This window comes from Acidobacteriota bacterium, assembly GCA_016195325.1.
Classification (GTDB): Bacteria; Acidobacteriota; Polarisedimenticolia; order JACPZX01; family JACPZX01; genus JACPZX01.
This window is the reverse complement of sequence record JACPZX010000101.1, coordinates 60,527-81,952: the sequence shown is the minus strand read 5'-3', so window position 1 is coordinate 81,952 and position 21,426 is coordinate 60,527. Positions and strand designations below refer to the sequence as shown.

The window sequence follows — 21,426 nt, the reverse complement described above, 5'->3', positions numbered from 1 at the left end:
ATGATGACGGGCGCGAAGAGGCCGGTGGTCGCGGGGAGCCATGAGGATAACGATTGACGAAGTCCATCGCGTGGCGGCGCTCGCGCACCTCGCCGTCCCCGATGAGCTCGCGGAGCGCCTCCGCGCCGACCTCGATCAGATCCTCGACTACATCGCACAGCTCGACGAAGTCGACACCTCGTCGGTCGCCCCCGCTCTGGGGTTCACCGAGGAGATCTCCATGCTCCGGGCCGACGAGGAGTCGGCGGTCCTCGCCCAGGACGACGCGCTGAGGAACGCTCCCGAGTCGGGTGAGGGGCACTTCAAGACGCCGCGGGCGCTTCCCGGATGACGCCGCCGCTTCACGGGGAGAGCATCGCCGGACTCCTGGAGCTGATGCGCACGGGCGCGGCCTCGTCGAAGGACGTCGTGAGCGCGTGCCTGGCCCGTGTCGAGAGCGTCGAGCCGCGGATCCGCGCTTTCCTCTCCCTCCGCGCGGAGGAGGCCCTTCGCGAGGCGGAGGCCGTGGACACGGCGCGCGCACGCGGCGCGGCTCCGGGCCTTCTGGCGGGGGTTCCCATCGCGCTCAAGGACATCATCGGGACGCGCGGGTGGGAGACGACCTGCGGGTCCCGCATCCTCCGGAACTACGTGCCGGTCTACGACGCCACGGCCACGGAGCGCCTGCGTCGCGCGGGCGCGGTCATCATCGGCAAGACGAACATGGACGAGTTCGCCATGGGTTCGTCGACCGAGCACTCCGCGTTCCAGGTCACGCGGAATCCGTGGGACACCGACAGGGTCCCCGGGGGCTCTTCCGGCGGCTCCGCGGCCGCGGTCGCCGCGCGCGAGGTGCCGGGGGCGCTGGGGACCGACACGGGTGGCTCGGTGCGACAGCCCGCCGCATTCACGGGAGTGGTCGGGCTGAAGCCGACCTACGGCCGCGTCTCCCGCTACGGGCTCGTCGCCTTCGCCTCCTCGCTCGATCAGATCGGCCCCCTCGCTCGCACGGTGGCCGACTGCGCCCGCCTGCTCCAGGTGGTCGCGGGGCACGACCCCTCCGACATGACGAGCTCGCACCGCGAGGTTCCCGACTACCTGGCGGCGCTCGCGAGAGGGGTGCGGGGCCTTCGCGTGGGTGTCCCCGTCGAATACTTTCCCGAGGGGCTCGACGCCGAGGTCGCAGCCTCGATGGAGCGATGCCACAGGATTCTCGAGGAGGCCGGCGCGAAGCTGGTCGAGGTGTCGCTGCCGCAAACGCGGCACGCCATCGCGACCTACTACATCATTGCCACCGCCGAGGCCTCCTCGAATCTCGCGAGGTTCGACGGCGTGCGGTTCGGCTACCGGGCGAACGGCGCCGAATCGCTGCGCGCCCTCTACGAGGAGACGAGGGGAGAGGGGTTCGGCGCGGAGGTCCGGCGCCGGATCCTGCTCGGCACGTTCGTGCTCAGCGCCGGGTACTACGACGCTTACTACCTGAAGGCTCAGAAGGTCAGGGCGCTCCTGCGCCGCGACTTCGAGAACGTCTGGGATCAGTGCGATCTTCTCGCCGTGCCCACGACGCCCGGCCCGGCTTTCCGGCTCGGTGAGAAGACGGATGACCCTCTCGCCATGTATCTCTCCGACATCTTCACCGTCACAGCCAACCTCGCCGGGATACCGGCGATCTCGGTCCCGGGAGGGTTCACTCGCGGCGGGCTCCCCCTCGGGTGCCAGCTCCTCGGAAAATTCTTCGAAGAGTCGACGCTGTTCGCGGCCGGCCGCGTCATCGAGGATGCCCTCGCGCTCAAAGGTCCACACCCCAAGCTGCCGATCTAGCGCGCGGATCGGCGTCGTCGCGGCGGTGCTCCTCGCGGCACTGGCGATTGCGGATTCGCGCGCGGGCGAGGGTGTGCGGCGGGTGGTGCTCTCGGACGGGGAGCTCGCAACCGAGAGCGACGGCTCGCTGTTCCTCGACGTTCTGGCCGGCGCCGACGAGAGCGCGGCGCGCCTGGCCGCCCGCTACGCCGGCTCCACGGCCTCCGCGGCGGCACTCAAGGCGGCGAACGGGGGAGCCGAGCCCGTCCCCGGTTCCTTCTACCACGTTCCCCTCGAGGCCCTCTCGGAAGAGCGGCGCCGTCTCGTTCTGTCGGCTCTCTTCCCGGAGGAGGTCCCGACCTCGCCGCTGGAGTTCGGCACCGACGCGGCGGGCCCCTACGCCGTCTACCGGCTGAAGCCCGGCGAGGCTCTCTATTCGGCCGTCGTCGTCCGATTCACGGGCCGCGTCGACCCGTCGGAGGTGAACACGCTCGCCGCCCTCGTGGCCGGGCGGAGCGGCATCACAGATCCGAGGAATATCGACGCCGGCTTTCCGGTCAAGATCCCCCTGGAGCTCGTGAACCCGGAGTTCCTGCCGAACGGGGCGCCGGCGCGCGCCGACATGGAGGAGGGGATCGTCGAGTCGACGCGCCAGAAAGTTCGGGGCGGGGCCGAGAGGCTCGCGGGGGTGCACGTCGTCCTGGACGCGGGGCACGGCGGCGATGACTCGGGGGCGGTCAGCGCGGGAGTGCAGGAAAAGGAGTACGCCTACGACATCCTGTGCCGCGTCCGGGCGCTCCTCGAGAAGAACACGAAGGCGGTCGTCGTGGCGACCATCCGCGATCAGAGCACCGGCTACCGGCCGCAGGACGGAAGAATCCGCCGGGATCGCGACGAGGAGATCCTGAGCGACCCACCGTTCAGCCTGCGCTCCCCGGGCGCCACGACGACCGGCGTGAACCTGCGCTGGCGTCTGGCGAACGCGGAGTTGGACAGACTCTCCGCCGCGGGAGTTCCGGACGACCACGTCGTCTTCCTGAGCATCCACGCCGACTCGCTGCACCCCTCGATTCGCGGGACGATGATCTACGTCCCGGGGCCGGACCATCGTCGGAGCGCTCCGAAGGGAGTGACGCTGAGCGGGCTGAGACGATCCGAGGGCCTGTCCCGGGGTCTCGCCCGGCGCGTCATCGCGTCGCTCCGCGCTCAGCGAGTCGCCGTCGAGCCTTACCAGCCGATCCGGAATCACGTCATTCGATCCGGCCGCGAGTGGATCCCCGCGGTTCTCCGGGACTCGCGCATCCCGCACGCGCTTCTGGTCGAGATCGCCAACCTGAACAACGACGAGGACCGCGCGCTGATCGTGACGACGGAGTTCCGTCAGCGGGTGGCCGCGGGGATCGTCGACGCGCTCGTGCGGTACTACGAGCCCGCTCGCGCGAAGGGCGGCGAGTTGGCGGCAAAGACCGGCCGCTGAGCCCGTTCCTTGATCCGCCACCAGGCCCGGTGAAATACTCACCTCCCGGACACTTCGGCATTCCCGCCGCGCGGCAGGGGGAGTTCCTCATGAAGGTTCTCGTCGTGGGTGGAGGCGGAAGGGAGCATTCCCTCGTCTGGAAGATCGCCCAGTCGCCGCTCGTCGATCGCGTCTATTGCGCCCCGGGAAACGCCGGCATCGCCTCTCTCGCCGAATGCCTCGCGATCGATGCCGCGGACGTCTCGGGGCTCGCGGAGTTCGCGGCCAGGGAGTCCATCGACCTCACCGTCGTGGGTCCCGAGCTGCCGCTGAGCCTGGGCCTCGCGGACGAGCTGCAACGGCTCGGGCTGAGAGTGTTCGGGCCCCGGCGGAACGCCGCGGCCCTCGAGGCGAGCAAGGTCTTCGCGAAGGAGTTCATGACGCGCCACGGGATACCGACGGCGGACTACCGGGTCTTCCGATCCCTTCCCGCCGCCGTCGCCCACCTCGAGGCGGACTCGACGCGGTATCCGATCGTCGTGAAAGCCGACGGGCTCGCAGCGGGCAAGGGAGTGGTGGTCGCGGCGCGCGCCGCGGAGGCGCTGGCCGCGGTCCGCCTGATGATGGATCAGCGGGCGTTCGGCGACGCGGGGGACGCCGTCATCGTCGAGGAATGCCTCACCGGGCCCGAGGTGTCGTTCTTCGCGCTCTGCGACGGAACCCGCGTCGTCGAGTGGCCGACGTGCCAGGACTTCAAGCGCGCGCTCGACGGCGATCTGGGGCCGAACACGGGCGGCATGGGGGGGTATTCACCCTCCGCGTACGTGGATGCGGCTCTGGTGAAGGACGTCTTCTCGCGGATCATCGAGCCCACCGTCTCGGGGATGGCGCGCGAGGGGCGCGCCTATCAGGGAATTCTCTACACCGGACTCATGCTCACCGAGCGCGGACCGATGGTCCTCGAATACAACGCGCGTCTGGGGGATCCCGAGGCGGAACTCCTCCTGCCGCGGATGCGGAGCGACATCGTGCCGTGGCTCGCGGCGGCCGCGGAAGGTTCGCTTCCTCTCGATCGGAAGATCGAATGGCGGCCCGAGCCCGCCGTGACGGTGGTGGTGGCCTCGGGAGGCTATCCCGGCTCGTACGAGAGGGGCCGGCGCATCGATGGGCTGCCGGAGGCGGGAGCGGTTCCGGGGGCCACCGTGTTCCATTGCGGGACGAAAGTGGGGAAAATGGGGGAAGTCGAGACGGCCGGGGGAAGGGTTCTTTCGGTCACAGCGGTCGGGGCGGGGCTCGATGCCGCGGCCCGGACGGCGTACCAGGCCGTCGCCAGGATTCGGTTCGAAGGGATGATGTTCAGGAGGGACATCGCCTCCGCCGCCGTGCGCCGGATTGCCGGGGCGGAGGGGGCGGGTGTCTGAAGGACAGGTGGGTCACGACATGAAGAGCGCGAAAGCGCCGGCGCGGGTCGGCATCGTGATGGGAAGTGATTCGGACCTCGCCGTGATGGGTGAGGCGTCCCGGGTTCTCGAGGAGTTCGGCGTCGCCTCGGAGATCACCGTCGCGTCGGCGCACAGGTCGCCCGCGAGGGTCGAGCGGTACGCCGCGTCGGTGGACGCCCGGGGAATCCAGGTTCTGATCGCGGGAGCCGCCGGCGCCGCGCATCTCGCGGGGGTCCTCGCAGCGCTGACGACCGTCCCGGTGATCGCCGTTCCGCTGGCGTCCTCCCCTCTGGGAGGGTTCGACGCGCTGCTCGCGTCGGTGCAGATGCCGCCCGGAGTTCCGGTCGCCGTGACCTCGGTCGGCCCCTGGGGTGCGCGCAACGCGGCCATCCTCGCCGTGCAGATTCTCGCGACCGGGGACCCGGCGCTCAAGAAGAAGCTCGCGGATCACAAGAAGAAGATGGCCGACGACGTGGAGCGGAAGGCGGCGAAGGTCGAGAACGGGAGCTGACTCCCCGGCGCGCGCTACGCGCTCGTCGTGCAGCGGAGCACGAGACGGTAGCCCAGCTCGGCCGCGGCGGCATCGTCCGGGCAGGCGGAGCAGGTCGTCTCCGCGGCGAGGGCGTGGTGCGACGTCCGGGCGGGGGGGGTCGCGAGCGCCGGGACCAGCATCGATCCGCCCCTCTGGTCCCCGCGCTCGTTCATCGGAATCGGGTGACCCACGGGCTCTTTCATACCATCCTCCGAGACCGTCACGGCTTCTCGTAGTCGTCGACGAATCGCCTTCTCCGCGCGGCGCGAGGGGGGCCGCCGAAGCTCCAGAAAGACGCGGACTCGTCTGCCGGCGGCACGGGAACCACCCCGGCGAATCGATCGGCTCTCCCGTCGCGCTCCCGGTCTCCCCCGAGATCCGGCGCGGTGTTCCAGCGCGGGGGGCCCGCGAGCATCCCCTGCTCCTCGAGGGTGACGCCCCGTCGATCGTTCACGCACTGACCCGCGAGCGACCCTTCGCCGGCCGGCGATTCCCCCGCGCGCGCCCGGTCAGTGGGCACCCGGCTCCAGGCCGCCGGGCCGCGCGCCTTCCTCGAGATGCGCATGCTCCGCGAGGGCGCGGTTCGCCAGCTCCGGGACGAGATCGCGGATGACCTCGGAGGCGAGCGATGAGTAGTCCTCGGTCCCGCGCGCCCGCCGATCGTAGTCGAGGACGGCCAGACCGTGCGACGCCGCCTCCTTCAGCCGCACGTTGCGGTGGATCGCGGTGGCGTAGAGCGCCTCGCCGAAGAACGAGCGGATCTCGGCGAGCACCTCGCGGGCGAACGAGGTCTGGTGATCGTAGATCGTGGCGACGGCGCGGATTCTCTTCTCCTTCAGCCACTCCGGCCGGTGGCGCCTGACGGCGCGCAGGAAGTTCCCCACTCCGTTGAGCGAGAAGAAGCCGATCTCGACCGGAATGAGAATCGTGTCGCTCGCGCGCAGCGCCGCGAGCGTCAGGGTGCCGAGGCTCGGCGGGCAGTCGATGATCACGAAGGAGTAGCGGCGCGTCGTGCGCCTCAGGCACTCCATGAGACGCTCCTCGCCGTCCGCCGTGCGCGCCAGCTCGGAATCGAGGAAGAGGAGCTCGTCGCCGGCCGGAACGAGGTCGAGCCCGTCGCGGACGCGGATGGCGCGGGCGGACAGATCGTTGGGCGAGAGGAGGAGATCATGAATCGCACCCGCCGGGGCGCCGCCCCGTGCGCTGAGACCGAGCGTGGCGTGCGCCTGCGGGTCCATGTCCACCAGGAGGACGTCCATCTTCCGCTCGGCGAGGCAGGCGGCGAGATTGATGGCGGTCGTCGTCTTTCCGCAGCCTCCCTTCTGGTTCGTGATGCTCAGGACGCGCATGCGTCTCCCATCACGGGGTCGACGGAGCCGACGCCCGCGGCGGTGAGCACGCGGCCCACCCGCTGCGAGAAATTGAGAATCGAGTCGATCGGCTCTCGATCCGCGAGCCGGCCGGTGAGCTCGAGAAGCGCGCGCGACGACGGCGCCGTCGGATGGGCGAGGACCACCGGGCGCCGCTCCCTCACCGACCGCTCGAGGTACGCATCGCGCGGGATCGTCCCCATCGAGAGGATTTCCCTGCCGAGGAACTTGCGCGCGACGTGGCTGATCTTGCGGTACGTCTCCGCCCCGTCCATGGCCGAGCGCGCGTCGTTTACGAGGAGCCCCACCGACGCCTGCGGCCGGTGCGTGACGAGGGTCTTGATCAGCGCATAGGCGTCCGTCATCGACGTCAGGTCCTCCGTGGTGACGACGAGAACCAGATCGGCTCCATGCAGAAAGACGATGCTCTGCCGGCTCAATCCGGCGGGGCAGTCCAGCAGGACGATGTCCGAGCGCGCCATGAGCGGTGCGATGGCCGAGGCGAGCGCGCCGAGGCTCGAATCGTCGAGCCCGGCCATCTCGGGGATCCCCGAGGCGCCCGGGAGCACCAGGACGCCGCGCGGGCCCGCGAGCAGGACGTCGTCGAGCGAGCGCTCGCCGCGCAGGAGGTGCGACACGTCGAACCGCGGGAGCAGACCGAGCAGGATGTGGGCGTTCGCCAGGCCGAGGTCGAGGTCGATGAGGCCCACGCGCTGGGACTCGGCGAGCGCGACCGCGAGGTTGACGGCGATGAGCGACTTTCCCGTGCCCCCTTTGCCGCTGGCGACGGCGACGACGAACGCGGTCGCGGGGGAGTCCGCCGCGGCGCGCCGCGGCTGCGGGTGGGTGATGGCCGTGCGCATCGCGGTTGCGGGAGGCGCGGCCGGGAGGCCGGGCGCGGGGGCCGCGACGGGCTGGGCGGAGGCCCCTTCGTCGTCGGGAATCTTCGAGAGCCCCGCCTCAGGGTCGCCGCGAACCAGCTTCTCGAGAGAGTCTCCGATGAGATCGCTCATCCCGCGACCGAGCGATTTCTTTTTCCTTACGCCGTCGCTCGCCATCAATTTTCCAGAAATCCGCCGCGCACTTCGTTCGCGCTGGAGAACGAGGCGGACACTCGCCCTTCCCCGGAGGCGCCCGGCTTCGCCGCCTGAGGGCGCGCCATCGAGAGCCTGCGGAACTCCGCGAGCTCGTCCGACGTGAGCGGAATCCCCGCGAGAGGATTCATCTCCCTGTCGATCGGCGCGGGTTTCGCGGACGGTGCGGGCGCTGCCGGGCGCGCCGAGCCGGCCGGAATGGGCGTGAGGGCGGTGACGTGGAGCGCGAGTCCAGTCGGGAGCTCGAAAGCGTGCACCTCCAGGACCTCGGGGGCGCCCGAGGCCAGGTGGGCGAGAAGGGTCGCGGCCGCGGGCTCGACCGAGCCGGCCATCAGAAGCGCGCGCGCGCCGTTCCCGCACTTCGCCAGCTGCGGCGAGAGCGCCCTCAGGGTCTCGAGGCTTTCGGCGATCCAGCCGCGCGCGACGAGCATCTGCTCGACACTCCGCGGCGTGAGACATTCGACCGCCCGGATCGCCACGCAACGGCCGCGCGCGTCGTACGCAAGGCCATCGAGAGTCACGGCGTCGCCCTTGACGGGGATCGGCAGCCGGCGGGCCACGAGGGTGAGTCCGGCCTCGATGAGGGACGGCTCCTGTTCGATCAGATCGAGGAGACGCGCAGGATCTGGGAAGGGCAGAGGCTGAAGCCTGGCTGCTGGCAACGTTCCTCCGAAATCACGGAATCCGTCACCGCGTCAGAAGTTGCGGCGCATGTTAGGGGGCCTGCGCGCGCCAAGTCAAGCCGGAGGCCTCCGGCTCTTCGCGGGGCACGAACGCGAGAAGCGCGCCGCCGCTGAAGTTGAACGCGACCGGCATCTCCCGGAGAAAGCCGCGCTCCCAGAGCGCCTCGACCGCGTCGAGCGTGTTGCGACGTCCCCACGTCTCGACCAGGGGTCGGAGCCGGGGGTTGAGCGCGCGGCCGGTGTGCTCGTGGGCAAGGCGCGCGACGTGGATCACGCAGAGATACCTCGGATTCGGCCGGCGCCCCGCGAGAAGATCCTCGACGAGATCGAGCGCGAGTCCCGCGCAGGTGCGTCCGACCGTCTCGTCGGGGCACTCCACGAACACGTCGTACCTGTTCGGCGGCTCGATCCATGCGCACGTCACGCCCGAGCACCTCTCCATCCGGGCGATGTAGTGCTGCACGTCGATCCACACGTGCTCGACCAGGTGCGCGAGATCGACGCCCGGGTCGCGATCGTCCACGGCGCACCCGCGCCGGCGGTCCCGTCCGGCGAAGGTCTCGCGGACGGAGTTCCCTCCGCAGCACCTGTGCCTGCTGAGCGAAGGGAGGAACCCGGTGAGCGATTCGACCAGATCGGCCGTCGCGGCCTCCGCGTCGACTCCGTCGATGACGAGCGAGAGCTTCAGACGGCGCGCGCCGGGGAGGAACGATGCGTTGAGCGGTGTGATCTGAGGGAAGTCGCCGAAGTCGACGTCGCGGACGCGGATTCGGCGCTCCGTCCCGCCTGGCCCGAACTCCGACTCCGCTGGCGCGCTGGCGCTCCGGTCGATTTCCCCCGCCTCCCGCCCCGGTCGCGGCTTCCGCGGCATGTGAGATCGAGGCGCCTCGTCGTCGGGTGGCTCGCTGCGCTTTCTCTTTGCGGTCATCGAAGTGTCGGGTCGCCGGCACGGGAGCCGGACGGGACTCCGGGAGGGGGCCCGGCCGTCGGGCAGCCGCCGGGCCCCGAGATCGATCTGGGGGCCGCCTTGAGGGCCGGCCCGTCCTGGCGTGAGCTCGCGAGCCTCAGGACTCGTCGAACTTGCTGTCCTCCTTGTCGAGAGTTCCCTGGAGCACGATGCGGTACTCCCCGGTCTCCGTGTTCAGCGCGTCCACCTTCGCCGTGCAGCTGACGGAGGAGAACAGCAGCTCACCCAGCTTGGCGCGGAGAGTTCCCGGAGCGGTCGGCGTCCTCTCCACGCTCCGGATGTCCTGCATTCTGAATCTGGCCATCGTCTGTCACCTCCCGTGGGGGCCGCCGCGCGCCGCCGCCGCTCGAGGCGGGCGGCCGCGTCGGGCCCGGCGGACCCTAGGACTCGTCGAATCTGGTCGTCTCCCTGTCGAGAGTTCCCTGAAGGATGATCCGGTACTCGCCGGTCTCCGGGTTGATCGATTCGACGCGGCACTTCGCGTGGGTCGAGGAAAGGATCACCTCGCCGATCTTGCTGCGGAGCGTCGCCGGGGACGTCGGCGCGTTCTCGATGGTTCGGAAATCGTCCATGCGAAACCTTGCCACTCAGGTCACCTCCTTCCGCGTTCGGAACAGGTTGCCTCGAGGCTTCCCGCCGGATCGACACACGTCGCCTCGAGGCGGGGGCCGGGGAACAGAGTCTTCGAAGAGCGTCGCCTCCGGGTTCTCATGACGTTCCCGTGGCGGACGCCGGCGTGAATTCGGGATGCTGGGACACTCTCTGTGCGCATCTCGACGAGAGGAACCGGGCCAGTGCGCCCGGGAAAGCGGGCTCAATCGATGGTCCGTCGCGAACAAGGGCGAGACTAACGGGGCATCCGCGCGATGTCAAGAACTTCCGGTCACCAGGCGACGGGGACGCGAACCGGCGCTTCGTCTCGATCGAGGTAGACCAGGTATCCGTGCGTCTTCCCGAACTCGTAGAGCGCCCGGGTCACGTCCACGTCGCGCCGGCAGTACTCCTCGATCAGATCGATCCGCCCCTCCTTCCACCACTTGAGACTCTGGAGGCCGTCGGCGCTCTTGCGCTCGCCGAGCGTGGCGCCGGCGAGGTGGCCGAGGCTCAGCCGGAAGCCGAGCCGGCGGTGGATCTCCTCGAGCATGTCGAGCGTCGCGACGCGGGAATAGTCGGCGCCGGTGCAGCCGCGCAGCACCTCGTAATCGAAACGCTTGACGTTGAACCCGACCACGAGATCCGCCGAGAGGAGCTGCGCGGCGAGCCGATCGGCGTCCTTCTCGAAGTACGTGCGGTGCTCGCCGCGCTCGGAGTCATAGGTGACCGCGAGCGCGAGCCCCATCTCGCGGATGCGCCCCCAGCCGCCGACCTCTTCGGCGCTTCTCTGGGTCTCGAGGTCGAAGAAGAGGATGCGGCGCGGCCGGGCGCCGCCTCGGACCGGTGCCGCGTCCGCGCGAGAGGGTCGCTCGGGAATCGTGACCACCGCCGCCCTGACCCTCGACCTGGTCGCGCCCGGCTTCCCGAGCTCCCGGAGCAGCCCGGCGCTCCCCGGCTTGTCGAGGGGATGGTTCCCGCTGCCGCACTTCGGCGAGTGGACGCACGAGGGACAGCCGGCCTCGCATCGGCACGTGGCAATCAGAACCGCCGTCTTCGCCAGCAGCTCCGCCGCGGTCTCGTAGCCTCGTCGAGCCAGCCCGATCCCTCCGGGATATCCGTCATAGATGAAGATCGCAGGCCCCCCGATCTGCGGGTGGTGCGCGTACGAGATGCCGCCGATGTCGCCCCGGTCGCAGATGGCGAAGAGAGGAAACAGCGAGATCGCCGCGTGCTCGGCGGCGTGCAGGCTGCCCATGAAGTGGTGGCCGCGCGCCGCCCACTCTCCGCTCATCGGGCGCGGGATCTCGATCCAGAGGCCGACGGTCTCGTAGATCATCGGCGGAAGGTCGAGCGGATGGCGTGAGAGCCTTCGCTGGTCGGCGATGCGGATCCGCGCGTAATCCTTGAACTCCTGCGTCACCCGGAGCTCGCCGAGGCGCACGACATAACCCTCTTCCTCACGTGTCTCGAGCACCTCGAGGATCTCGGTCTCCTTCCCCGCGGTGACCTGCGTGTAGTAATCGACGTCGCAGCGCTTCACCGCGACCCTCCGTCGATCCCGATCCAGCGACACGACCTCGTACTGCTGCCCCTGCTGGAGGTATATCGCGCCGGGGTGGCACTCGAGGAAGGCGCGCGCCTCATCGACGGACCCGATGATTCGGCCCTCCGGCTCCTCGACGATGGTGTAGCCGGCTCCGCCGGATCTCAGGCTCACGTCGCGCTCGGGGCGGCGCTTGAGCGCGCGCCACGCGTCCGTCCGGTGGTCCGCGACGAGGGCTCCGTTCGTGACGAGTCCCTGGATGAGGCCGAATGTCGCGGCGCCGTAGACTCCGCGATCCGCTTCGGTCAGCGGAAGCTCGGCGGCGGCGCATACAAGATGTTGCGACGCGATGATCGGATTCTCCGGATCCGCGGCGACGGGCTCGCACCCCCGATCGAAGAACTCCCCCGGGTGCGTCATGAAGTACTGGTCGAGCGCGTCCCCCATGCCGACGAGCACCACCAGCGAGTCCCGGTCCTCCCGACCGACCCGCCCGATCCTCTGCCATGCCGACGCGATGCTCCCCGGGTACCCGACCAGGATGCAGACGTCGAGTCCGCCGACGTCGATCCCGTGCTCGAGCGCGCTCGTGCTCACCACGCCGAGGAGCCGCCCGTCGCCGAGCGCCCGCTCGATCTCGCGGCGCTCCTCCGGGAGGTAGCCCGCGCGATAGGCGCGGATCCGATCGGCGACTCCGGGGCTCGTCTGCCTCAGCCACGAATGAATGAGCTCGGTGATGCGTCGCGCCTTCGTGAACGCGATGGTGCGAAGGCCCGACCCGATCGCGACGGACATCGCGCGCGTCGCGAGCGTGTAGGGGCTCGCGTCGCGGCCGCTCAGGAAGAGGAAGTGGCGCGCCGATCGGGCCGACGCGCTCCCGGATACGACGTGAAACGGCTCTCCGATCACCCCCTCCGCGAACGCGCCGGGATTCCCTATCGTCGCCGAGCACGCCACGAATCGCGGCGCGGCCGCGTAGTGCCGGCACAGGCGCCTGAGGCGCGCGATCACGTGGTGGAGGTGCGATCCGAAGACTCCGCGGTAAACGTGAAGCTCGTCGATCACGACGAGATCGAGGCGCGAGAGAAAGCCCGCCCACGAGCGATGGTGCGCGAGGATCGCGAGGTGGAGCATGTCGGGATTCGTGATCAGGACCCGCGGTGGGTGCGCGCGGACCCTGCGCCGTTCGGGTTCCGTCGTGTCGCCGTCGTAGACGGCGGCGTCGGCTCCGGGATCCGACCCCGTTGCCGCGGCGAGGGAGCGGAACGCGCGCAGCTGATCCCGGGCGAGCGCCTTGTAGGGGAAAAGGTAGAGCGCCGTGGCCGCGGACGACTCCAGGGCGCGCTCGAGGGTGGGAATCATGTACACGAGGCTCTTGCCAGAGGCCGTCGGCGTGACCGCCACGACGTTGCGCCCGGCGCGCAGCGCGTCGATCGCTTCGGCCTGGTGCGCGTACAGCCGGCTCACCCCGAGCGCGTGGAGGGCGCGGGAGATCGCTCCGGGCAGCGGGCTCGCCGTGTCCGCGAAGCGCGCCGGGGACCCGGGCACGAGACGCCTGTGAACGACCGCGTCGCGGAAGGACTTCGAGGATGCGAGCTCGTCGGCGAACGCCGAGAGCGAATCAGCGCTCCGGGGCGGCGGGATATTCATAGAAGCCGCGTCCCGACTTCCTTCCCAGGAGTCCGGCGTCGACCATCCGCCTCAGGAGCGGGCAGGGCCTGTAGCGCGGATCTCCGAATCCGTCGTGGAGGACTTCCATGATGTGCAGGCAGACGTCGAGTCCGATGAAATCGGCGAGCTCGAGCGGTCCCATCGGATGCCGCATGCCGAGCTTCATGATCGAATCGATGGCGTCGCGGCTCGCGACTCCTTCCATCAGCGCGGTCACCGCCTCGTTGATCATCGGCATCAACACGCGGTTCGAGACGAACCCCGGGTAGTCGGACGCCTCGACCGGCTTCTTTCCGAGGGCGACGGCCAGCTCGTGCGTCGCCGCGACCGTCGCGTCGGTCGTGAGCTGGCCGCGGATGACCTCGACGAGCTCCATGATCGGGACCGGGTTCATGAAATGCATGCCTATCACGGAGCCGGGCCGTCCCGTCGCCGCCGCGATCCGCGTAACGGAGATGGACGACGTGTTCGTGGCGAGAATCGCGTGCGGGGGGCACACCGCGTCGAGCGCCGCGAAGAGCTCGCGCTTCACGTCGAGCCGCTCGACGATGGCCTCGACGACGAGGGCCGCCTCGCCGAGGGCGGAGACGCTCGTGGACGTCCGGATCCTCTGGAGGGCCGCCTCGCGATCAGGGGAAGCCATGCGCCCCTTGTCGACCGCCCGCTGCATCTCGCCGCTGATGGTCGCCATCGCGCGCTGGAGCAGAGACTCCTGGAGGTCCACGATCACCACGCGGAAGCCGGAGCGCGCCGCGACGTGCGCGATCCCGTGCCCCATCGTCCCCGAGCCGACGACGCCGAACACGTCATTCGGTTTGATCACCATCCCGTCCTCCCGCAACCGTCAGACGTCGACCCGGATCCCGGCGCTCTCACCCCAGCCTCCCGTGACGAGCGCGTATCCCGCCCCTCCTGCACCGCTCGCGAGCAGCGCCACGAGATCCACCACCAGCGCGGCGCCGTCGGCCCCGGTCGCATGACCGGGGCGCATCCCCGCGCCGGTGTTGAGCGCGGGCGAGCCGCCGCGGTCCTGCCACGGGAGGGGGGGGAGTCCGTCTCCCTGCGGGACGTCGGCCTCGATGAACCGGAATGCGCTCCACGAGCCGACCCCCGGGACAGGTGCCGGGCTGAGGCGTGCGATGACCCGGAGGCCGCGCTCGTCGGCCCACGCCTTCTCCGCGAGGACGACCGCCGCGGCGCCGTCGGCGATCGCAGCCGACCCCGTAGCCCCGGCATCGCGTCGCACGCCGTCACCAGCCTCCGGTGCGTCGTCCCTGTCGACCACGCCGGGGTCGCCGCGCCTCCCCGCCGCGATCTCGACGGGGACGATCCTGGCCCGGATCGACTCCATCGACTCGGGCGCGAGCGATCGACCGGGCGTCGCGGCAACTGTCGGCGCGGAGGGCCCGTCATGCCGCGCGCCGTCGAGGAGGGTCCCGGCGCCGAGGCGCAGCCCGCGCCGAAGGTTGAGAGCGAGATGGGACGCGGTCGAGGAGCTTTCGAAGCCGCCGGCGACGACGATCCGGCAGCCCCCCGCGAGGATCGACTCCGCGGCTGCGACGATGGCGAAGAGTCCCGACGCGCACCCGGCGCGCACCGTGATCGCGCGGGCAGAAGCGGGAAGGCCGGCGGCGGCTGCGGCGGCCGCGGATGGATTTCCCCTGAGCGCATGGCCTGCTGTGTTCCCCAGGAAGACCCGCTCGACGTCTCCCGGCGCGACCGAAGACGCTCTCAGCGCGCCGCCGACGGCCCGCGCGCCGAGAATCTCGGCAGGGAGATCCGCGAGGGATCCGAGAAGCCGGCCGTAGGGGGTCCGCGCTGCGCTGAGGACGACGACCTCTGGCAAGAAACCTCCGGACAAGGCGCGTGCGCGCTTTCGATCTTCGGAGTAGCGAATATATCACAGTCGCACGGGCGGTCTTCCCGAGCGTCGGGATAAGCGGCCAGGAGAAAGGAGTTGAGACGGATGCTCCGGTTGCCTGCCTGCCTCCACGGATGTAATATTCCGCGTCGGACTCGATCTGGAATTCACGAGGAAGGCGCGAGAGGCCTTCAGGAGATCAGGGGGAGCCATGAAGATCAGCGGCTGGAGAATGCTTCCGCTGAACACGCAGAGAAAGTCTCGCGCCACCGACCCCATCAAGGTGAGTTCGATCATCGCCTACAAGAACGATCAGCGCATCGTCCTCCACCGGGTCGAGAAGATGAACGCCGACGGCACCCGGGAGGTCTTCATCATCAAGGCGAGCCCCAAGATTCTGGCCACCGACAACTAGCGCGCGAAAGCGGTCGCCGGATCGCAGCCGAGACGTCGATCGGCTATGTTGGCGCCTTCGCCGCCGAGAGTCGTGTCGGCGCCTCCCGTTCCCGGGAAAAGATGAGACGGCCCGCGCGGGCACCCCACCGGGCGGTTCCGATCGGCATGAGGACGCATTCGTGAAGAACGGTCGCGGGCTGTTGTTCGCAGGGCTCCTTCTGTGCGCCGTTCTCCTTCCAGGCTGCCAACACCGGTCGTCGCCGGCGTCGAACCCCGAAGCGCTTCCGGATACTGGAGACGCCGCCAGGCCGGCCGCCGGATCACCCGAGTTCGTCCCAGTGCCCGTCTCCGAGATGCCGGTTCCCGTGGGCGCGCCGGGCCCCGGGTCGGTGGGCACGGCACTGAAGGGATCGGACTACACCGTCGCCGTCGAGGACGTCCTCGAGATCAGCGTGTACGGCGACGCCGAGCTCACGCGCCTCGTGCCCGTGCGTCCGGACGGGAAGATCTCGTTCACCTTCATCGGCGACGTGGAGGCCGCGGGGCGCACGGTCGAGGACATCCGAAGCGAGCTGACACGACGTCTGGGCTCCTACCTCCGTTCGCCCCAGGTCACCCTCATCGCGAGGGAGTTCGGCCGCCAGAAGGTCTATGTCGGGGGCGAGGTCAAGTCCCCCGGCGTCGTCTACATCACGCCACGCGAGAACTCGCTGGCCGACGTGATCTTCAAGGTCGGGCTCACGACCGAGAAGGCGGACCTCGCGAAGGCGGTCCTCGTTCGCCAGGGGCGCCTCGTCGACGTCGATTTTGCCCGGATGGTGCGGGGTGACATCAGCCTGAACGTCCCGGTCCAGAACGGCGACGTCGTGTACGTTCCCGAGGCCGCGGAACGCTACATCTACGTCGTGGGCGAGGTGCGCAACCAGACCGCCGTCGAGACGACGATTCCGGTCAGCATCCTGAACGTCATCACCCGCGCCGGGGGCGTGGAGACGGTCACCGCCAAGTCGAAGGAGATCGCGGTGCTTCGCGGCGGCCTCAAGGACCCGAAGGTCGCCGTGGTGAACTACAAGCGCCTCGTGGAGGGGGACCTCTCGCAGAACATCCTCGTGCGGCCCGGAGACATCGTCTACGTCCCGACGACCGCGCTCGGCAAGTACAACCAGTTCATCGAGCAGGTGCTGAGGTCGCTGACATTCCTCTTCCAGGGACGGGTCGTTCAGCAAGGGTTCAGGTGATCCGCGTCCATGCGAGGGAATGACGGGAAGCCAGGGACAGGCGAGCCGATCTACGCGCTGGGAATCAATTACTACGATCACGATTCGGCGGTCGCGCTGGCCCGGGACGGGCGCATCATCTTCGCGATCGCCGAAGAGCGCATCTCCCGGCAGAAGAAGGACAATTCCTTTCCCCATCGCTCCCTCGAGGCGGCTCTCCAGTTCGCCGGCATCGAATATCGCGACATCGCACAGGTCTGCTTCGGGTGGCAGCGCCCCGGCGCGGCGTTCGCGCACGACCTCAAGTGCTTCCTCACCGGCAGCGTCCCGCTGTCGGCGAGCTACCTCATCAACGGCGCCCGCCGCTGCGTCCGCGAGATGTGGCAGAAGGGCGGGGCCAGGCTTCTCGAACAGAGGTTCGGCGCGCCGGCGAGGCCCGTTCAGTACGTCGATCACCACTATGCGCACGCGCTGAGCGCGTTCCTGCTCTCGGGCTTCCGCGAGTCGGCCGTCATGATCGTCGACGGTCGGGGAGCGTGGGAGGCGACGACAACGTGGCAGGCGGGGGGAGGGGATTGCGCGCTTCTCGATGCTCACCCGCATCCCGACTCCCTCGGGTATTTCTACGCGGGCTTCACCCAGTTCCTGGGGTTCCGGCCCTACAGCGACGAGTGGAAGGTGATGGGGCTCGCGCCGTACGGGCATCCCGGCGTGGATCTCAGCCGATTCATCTCGTTCAACGGGAGCGGCTACCGAGTCGCCTCGCGCAAGCTCCTCGGACGACGCTTCGGTGACGTCAGCGCGATCAGCGCGCAGTTCGGGGCGCCGCGCGCGCCGGAGAGCGAGCTGACCGACCGGGAGAAGGACATCGCGTGGGCCGTCCAGGATCGCTGTGAAGAGGCGATGCTCCTCGTGGCGAAGGACGTGGTGACCCGGACGGGGCAGCGCCGGCTCTGCCTCGCCGGGGGCGTGGCCATGAACTCGAAGGCCAACGGGAAGATCCTGGCGTCCGGGATCGTCGACGAGATATTCATCCAGCCAGCGGCGACGGACGACGGCACGGCGCTCGGCGCCGCGCTCGCCGCGCACCGGATGGCGGGGGGCGCGCCCGCCGGGTACCGCCTCGACGACGTCTACCTCGGACCGGAGTACGGTGAAAAGGAGATCGAGGCGTTCCTCAGAACCTGCAAGATTCCGTTCACCCGGCCCGGCGACATCGCCGCGGAGGGCGCCGCCCTCCTCGCCGCCGGGAAAATCATCGGATGGTTCCAGGGGCGGATGGAGTTCGGCCCTCGCGCCCTCGGGAGCCGCTCCATCGTGGCGGATCCGCGCGACCCGGCGATGAAGGATCGCGTCAATGAAGTGGTGAAGTTCCGCGAGGGGTGGAGGCCGTTCGCGCCTTCGTGCCTTGCGGAGCGCGCCGAAGAGTACTTCGTGGGCTGCACGGACTCGCCGTTCATGATTCTCACGTTCCCAGTACGGGAGGAGAAGAAGTCGGTGATCCCGGCCGTGACGCACGCCGACGGGAGCGCCCGCGTCCAGACCGTCCGGAAGGACGTGAACCCCCTGTACCACGCCCTCATCTCCCAGTTCGACCGGCTCACCGGCGTCCCCGTCGTCATGAACACCTCGTACAACCTCCGGGAGGAGCCGATCGTCTGCGCGCCGAAGGACGCGGTGCGCACCTTCTACTCGTCCGGCCTCGACGCCCTCTGCCTGGGTCCGTTCCTGATCAAGAAGTGAGGGGAGGCCGCGGCGTGAAAGCGTTGATCGTCGCGACCGCCGTCTACAGCCTGGAAGGCGGACTCGAGCGGTTCAACCGCCGTCTCGTCCGGAGCCTCGACGAGCTCCGCGAGCGCGGCGAGGTCGGGGAGATCAGGTTGATGGGACTGTGGGACACGTCGACGTCGGCGGCGGCCCCGCCGGGGGTCAAGTTCTTCGCCGGTGATTCCGCGCGACCCCGATTCGTCGCCACGTTCATCGCGCACCTGCTGAGGCATCGCCCCGACGTCATCATCTATGCTCACGTGAACTTCGCGCCGCGCATCGCGCTCGGTCACCTCGTGGCGCCGCGGGCGAGGCACTTCCTGACGGTGCACGGCGTCGAAGTGTGGGAGCGCCCTCCGGCGGTCAAGGAGTTCATCGTGCGCCGATTCGTGGACACCGTCATGGCCGTGAGCCGGTTCACCGCGAGGACAATGGGCGGCGCCTACGGAATGGAAGAGGCGCGCTTCCGGTTTCTCGCGAACGCGCTCGACGTGCCCGCCGGGGAAAACCCGGAGCATTTCCCGACAATGCACGAGGCCGAGGGCGACTGGCGCCTCCTCGTCGTCACCCGACTGAGCCTGATCGACACCCACAAGAACGTCGACAAAGTGATTCTCGCCCTTCCGGCGGTCCGCGCGCGATTCCCGGGGACGCGCTGCGACATCGTGGGAGACGGACCGTGGAGGGGCCGCCTCGAAGAAATTGCCCGTGAGGCCGGCGTCTCGTCCTGCGTGCGCTTTCACGGGGTGGTGGACGAAGATCTCAAGGAATCGCTCTACGCCTCGAGCGACGTCTTCGTGCTCCCTTCGACGGGAGAGGGGTTCGGCATCGTCTTCCTGGAGGCCTGGCGCCACCGCCTTCCTGTCGTCACGAGCCGAGAGGGGGCGGCGCCAGAGGTCGTGCGCGACGGCATCGACGGGCGCTGCGTCGGCACCCGTCCGGAAGAGATCGCCGCGGCGGTCGTCGATCTGCTCGCCGACCCCGAGCGCCGGCGCGCCATGGGCGAGGCGGGGCACCGCAGGCTGCGCGAGAGCTTTACCCACGAGGTGTTCCGGCAGCGGTTGGGGGAGATTCTCGAGGAGGCGGCCACATGTGCGGCATAGCGGGGCTCGTCGCGCCGGCCGGAGAGATCGATCCCGACGTGGTCCCGAGGATGGTCTCCTCCATGCGGCACCGCGGTCCCGACGACTCGGGGGTTCAGAGGATACCGGCGGGGACTGCGGAATGCTGGCTCGGCAACGCGAGGCTCGCGATCATCGACCTCTCTGCCGCGGGTCACATGCCGATGAGGGAGTCGGGCTCGGCCAACTGGATCACTTTCAACGGGGAGGTTTACAACTTCCAGTCTCTGCGGAAGGATCTGGACGAGGGGCCGGCGAGCTATGCCTCGAGGACTGACACGGAGATCACGCTCAAGCTCTACCGCACGCACGGTGCGGCGGGCCTCACTCGCCTTCGAGGGATGTTCGCCTTCGCCGTCTGGGACGACCAGCGCCGCGAGCTGCTCCTCGCCCGCGATCGTGTCGGGAAGAAGCCGCTCTACTACGCGACCCCCCGTCCGGGCCTCTTCGTCTTCGCGTCCGAGATCCGGACCCTGCTCGCCAGCGGCCTCGTCGAGCGGCGGCTCGATCCCGACTCCCTCGATGTCTACCTCGCGAACGGGTTCGTCGTCTCCCCCCTGACGATGCTCCGCGGCGTGCGAAGCCTGCTGCCGGGGCATTTCATGCGCGTCGATGCTCAGGGGCGCATCGTTGAGAACGCTCCGTATTGGCGGCCGCCGCGCGCCCTGGGGCCGGAGGGCGCGCGCCCACGCGACGGAGGCGAGGCGCTTCGCCACGAGTTCCGGGAGGCGGTCCGGCTGCGGATGATCAGCGACGTGCCGCTCGGCGTCTTCCTCTCGGGGGGAATGGACTCCTCTGCCGTCCTGGGTGCCCTCGGCCCCGAGAGCGCGGATCTCCGGACTTTTTCGATCACCTTCGATGAGAAGGATCACGACGAGTCGGCCTACTCGCGGCGCGTCGCGGCGCACTGGAAGACGCGGCACGAGGAGTCTCTCGTTCGCGAGGCGGAGTTCCTCGAGTGGCTTCCGGACGCGCTGGCCTCGATGGACCAGCCGACGTTCGACGGCGTGAACACATATCTCGTCTCGAGGGCCGCGCGTCGGGCGGGACTGAAGGTTGCCATCTCGGGCATCGGCGCCGATGAGCTGTTCGGCGGCTACCCCTTCTTCAAGGGGGTGCCGGCGCTCGGCGCCCTCGTCGGCGCCGCGGGCCCGGCGGCCGGATGGATTAGGCGCGCGGTCCGCGCTCTGACGGCGGGAGACGGCGCCGCGTCGAAGCTCACCTACTCGTGGAGCGCGCTCGACACGCTCGGGGCCGCTTCGAACGGATCGGGCTCCCCGGAGACGAGGGCGATCGCCGCCTACCAGGCGGCCCAGATCCTATTCCCCTCGTGGAGCCGGCGCCGCCTGATCGCGCCCGCGGCCCGGGCGACCGGCGCGGACAGCGCACCGTCACTCCTCGGGCTGCCGCCCGAGTTCGTCGCATTCCTGAAGGAGGAGATTGGCGGGAGCGACGCCGTCACGGCGACTTCGCTTCTGACGTGGCGCCTCTTCCTCGGGGAAAGGTGCCTGAGGGACACCGACACGATGAGCATGGGAGTGTCCCTGGAGGTTCGCGCCCCGTTCACGGACCATGTGTTCGTGGAGGAGGCGATGCGCGTCCCGGGGCGCCTGAGGTGCGCTGGGCCTCCCGACAAGCCGTTCGAGCGCGACGTGCTCTCGCCGTTCCTCGCGGGGGCGTGGGAGCCTCGGGCGAAACAGGGGTTCGTGCTCCCGTACAGGCACTGGCTGCGCGCAGGAGCCGTGCGCGCGCGGATGAGAGAGACCTTGCTCGACTCCCCCCTCGTGGCCCGCGCCGGCCTCGAGCGCGCCGAGGTCGCGCGATTGCTCGAGGCCCAGTCGGCCGCGCCCCATCAAGTTCCGTGGTCGCGCACGTGGGCCGTCTTCGCGCTGGTGGACTGGTGCCGGCGCACGGAGGTCACCCTCTAGCATGA

Annotated in this window: 21 protein-coding genes; 10 read left to right on the top strand and 11 right to left on the bottom strand. The window is 69.6% G+C overall.

Features of this window, described 5'->3' with window-relative positions:
* The first annotated feature begins 40 nt into the window (after window positions 1-40).
* The 5 genes from gatC to purE all read left to right on the top strand — a co-directional run bounded on the left by gatC (window position 41) and on the right by purE (window position 5,188).
* On the top strand, window positions 41-331 hold the full coding sequence (gene gatC / locus HY049_17660; GenBank protein ID MBI3450727.1) for an Asp-tRNA(Asn)/Glu-tRNA(Gln) amidotransferase subunit GatC: 291 nt from the start codon (window positions 41-43) through the stop codon (window positions 329-331).
* Window positions 328-1,800: an Asp-tRNA(Asn)/Glu-tRNA(Gln) amidotransferase subunit GatA gene (gene gatA / locus HY049_17655; protein ID MBI3450726.1), complete on the top strand. Its 1,473-nt coding sequence runs from the start codon at window positions 328-330 to the stop codon at window positions 1,798-1,800. The genes gatC and gatA overlap by 4 nt, the downstream gene beginning before the upstream one ends.
* A complete protein-coding gene (locus tag HY049_17650) occupies window positions 1,757-3,256 on the top strand; it encodes an N-acetylmuramoyl-L-alanine amidase (GenBank protein ID MBI3450725.1) in 1,500 nt (499 codons plus the stop codon). Before gatA ends, HY049_17650 begins: the two co-directional genes overlap by 44 nt.
* 89 nt (window positions 3,257-3,345) lie before the next feature.
* Window positions 3,346-4,656 (top strand): phosphoribosylamine--glycine ligase, encoded by a 1,311-nt coding sequence (gene purD, locus HY049_17645; GenBank protein MBI3450724.1) that lies wholly within the window; start codon window positions 3,346-3,348, stop codon window positions 4,654-4,656.
* A 19-nt stretch (window positions 4,657-4,675) separates the two neighbouring features.
* The gene (gene purE / locus HY049_17640) at window positions 4,676-5,188 is read left to right on the top strand and encodes a 5-(carboxyamino)imidazole ribonucleotide mutase (protein ID MBI3450723.1); all 513 of its coding nucleotides are present in this window, start codon (window positions 4,676-4,678) and stop codon (window positions 5,186-5,188) included.
* A gap of 14 nt (window positions 5,189-5,202) precedes the next feature.
* Here purE and HY049_17635 read toward each other — a convergent pair whose 3' ends face one another.
* The 11 genes from HY049_17635 to HY049_17585 form a co-directional block, all read right to left on the bottom strand.
* A complete protein-coding gene (locus HY049_17635; GenBank protein MBI3450722.1) occupies window positions 5,203-5,412 on the bottom strand; it encodes a hypothetical protein in 210 nt (69 codons plus the stop codon).
* A 17-nt stretch (window positions 5,413-5,429) separates the two neighbouring features.
* Window positions 5,430-5,729 (bottom strand): hypothetical protein, encoded by a 300-nt coding sequence (locus HY049_17630; GenBank protein MBI3450721.1) that lies wholly within the window; start codon window positions 5,727-5,729, stop codon window positions 5,430-5,432.
* Window positions 5,719-6,558, bottom strand: a complete 840-nt coding sequence (locus HY049_17625; GenBank protein MBI3450720.1) for a ParA family protein — start codon at window positions 6,556-6,558, stop codon at window positions 5,719-5,721. The genes HY049_17630 and HY049_17625 overlap by 11 nt, the downstream gene beginning before the upstream one ends.
* Complete coding sequence (locus HY049_17620; GenBank protein MBI3450719.1) at window positions 6,546-7,592, bottom strand: MinD/ParA family protein; 1,047 nt, start codon at window positions 7,590-7,592, stop codon at window positions 6,546-6,548. Before HY049_17620 ends, HY049_17625 begins: the two co-directional genes overlap by 13 nt.
* A 44-nt stretch (window positions 7,593-7,636) precedes the next feature.
* Entirely contained in the window at window positions 7,637-8,335 is a 699-nt protein-coding gene (locus tag HY049_17615) for a hypothetical protein (GenBank protein MBI3450718.1), read from the bottom strand.
* 52 nt (window positions 8,336-8,387) lie between these two features.
* A complete protein-coding gene (locus tag HY049_17610; protein ID MBI3450717.1) occupies window positions 8,388-9,227 on the bottom strand; it encodes a hypothetical protein in 840 nt (279 codons plus the stop codon).
* A 193-nt stretch (window positions 9,228-9,420) separates the two neighbouring features.
* Entirely contained in the window at window positions 9,421-9,627 is a 207-nt protein-coding gene (locus tag HY049_17605; protein MBI3450716.1) for a hypothetical protein, read from the bottom strand.
* Between the two features lie 76 nt (window positions 9,628-9,703).
* Window positions 9,704-9,910 carry a hypothetical protein gene (locus tag HY049_17600; protein ID MBI3450715.1) on the bottom strand — a complete coding sequence of 69 codons (207 nt, stop codon included), beginning with the start codon at window positions 9,908-9,910 and terminating at the stop codon, window positions 9,704-9,706.
* Between the two features lie 296 nt (window positions 9,911-10,206).
* Entirely contained in the window at window positions 10,207-13,008 is a 2,802-nt protein-coding gene (locus tag HY049_17595) for a DEAD/DEAH box helicase (GenBank protein MBI3450714.1), read from the bottom strand.
* 73 nt (window positions 13,009-13,081) lie between these two features.
* Window positions 13,082-13,957 (bottom strand): 3-hydroxybutyryl-CoA dehydrogenase, encoded by an 876-nt coding sequence (locus HY049_17590; GenBank protein ID MBI3450713.1) that lies wholly within the window; start codon window positions 13,955-13,957, stop codon window positions 13,082-13,084.
* An 18-nt stretch (window positions 13,958-13,975) separates the two neighbouring features.
* Window positions 13,976-14,977, bottom strand: coding sequence for a hypothetical protein (locus tag HY049_17585; GenBank protein ID MBI3450712.1), 1,002 nt, complete (start codon window positions 14,975-14,977; stop codon window positions 13,976-13,978).
* A 226-nt stretch (window positions 14,978-15,203) separates the two neighbouring features.
* Here HY049_17585 and HY049_17580 point away from each other — a divergent pair, with 226 nt between their 5' ends.
* The 5 genes from HY049_17580 to asnB all read left to right on the top strand — a co-directional run bounded on the left by HY049_17580 (window position 15,204) and on the right by asnB (window position 21,421).
* On the top strand, window positions 15,204-15,407 hold the full coding sequence (locus HY049_17580; GenBank protein ID MBI3450711.1) for a hypothetical protein: 204 nt from the start codon (window positions 15,204-15,206) through the stop codon (window positions 15,405-15,407).
* A 319-nt stretch (window positions 15,408-15,726) separates the two neighbouring features.
* On the top strand, window positions 15,727-16,626 hold the full coding sequence (locus HY049_17575; protein ID MBI3450710.1) for a polysaccharide biosynthesis/export family protein: 900 nt from the start codon (window positions 15,727-15,729) through the stop codon (window positions 16,624-16,626).
* A 9-nt stretch (window positions 16,627-16,635) separates the two neighbouring features.
* Window positions 16,636-18,348 carry a carbamoyltransferase gene (locus tag HY049_17570; protein MBI3450709.1) on the top strand — a complete coding sequence of 571 codons (1,713 nt, stop codon included), beginning with the start codon at window positions 16,636-16,638 and terminating at the stop codon, window positions 18,346-18,348.
* Window positions 18,349-18,362: 14 nt separating this feature from the next.
* Window positions 18,363-19,475, top strand: coding sequence for a glycosyltransferase family 4 protein (locus HY049_17565; protein ID MBI3450708.1), 1,113 nt, complete (start codon window positions 18,363-18,365; stop codon window positions 19,473-19,475).
* A complete protein-coding gene (gene asnB, locus HY049_17560; GenBank protein ID MBI3450707.1) occupies window positions 19,463-21,421 on the top strand; it encodes an asparagine synthase (glutamine-hydrolyzing) in 1,959 nt (652 codons plus the stop codon). The genes HY049_17565 and asnB overlap by 13 nt, the downstream gene beginning before the upstream one ends.
* Window positions 21,422-21,426: the final 5 nt, after the last annotated feature.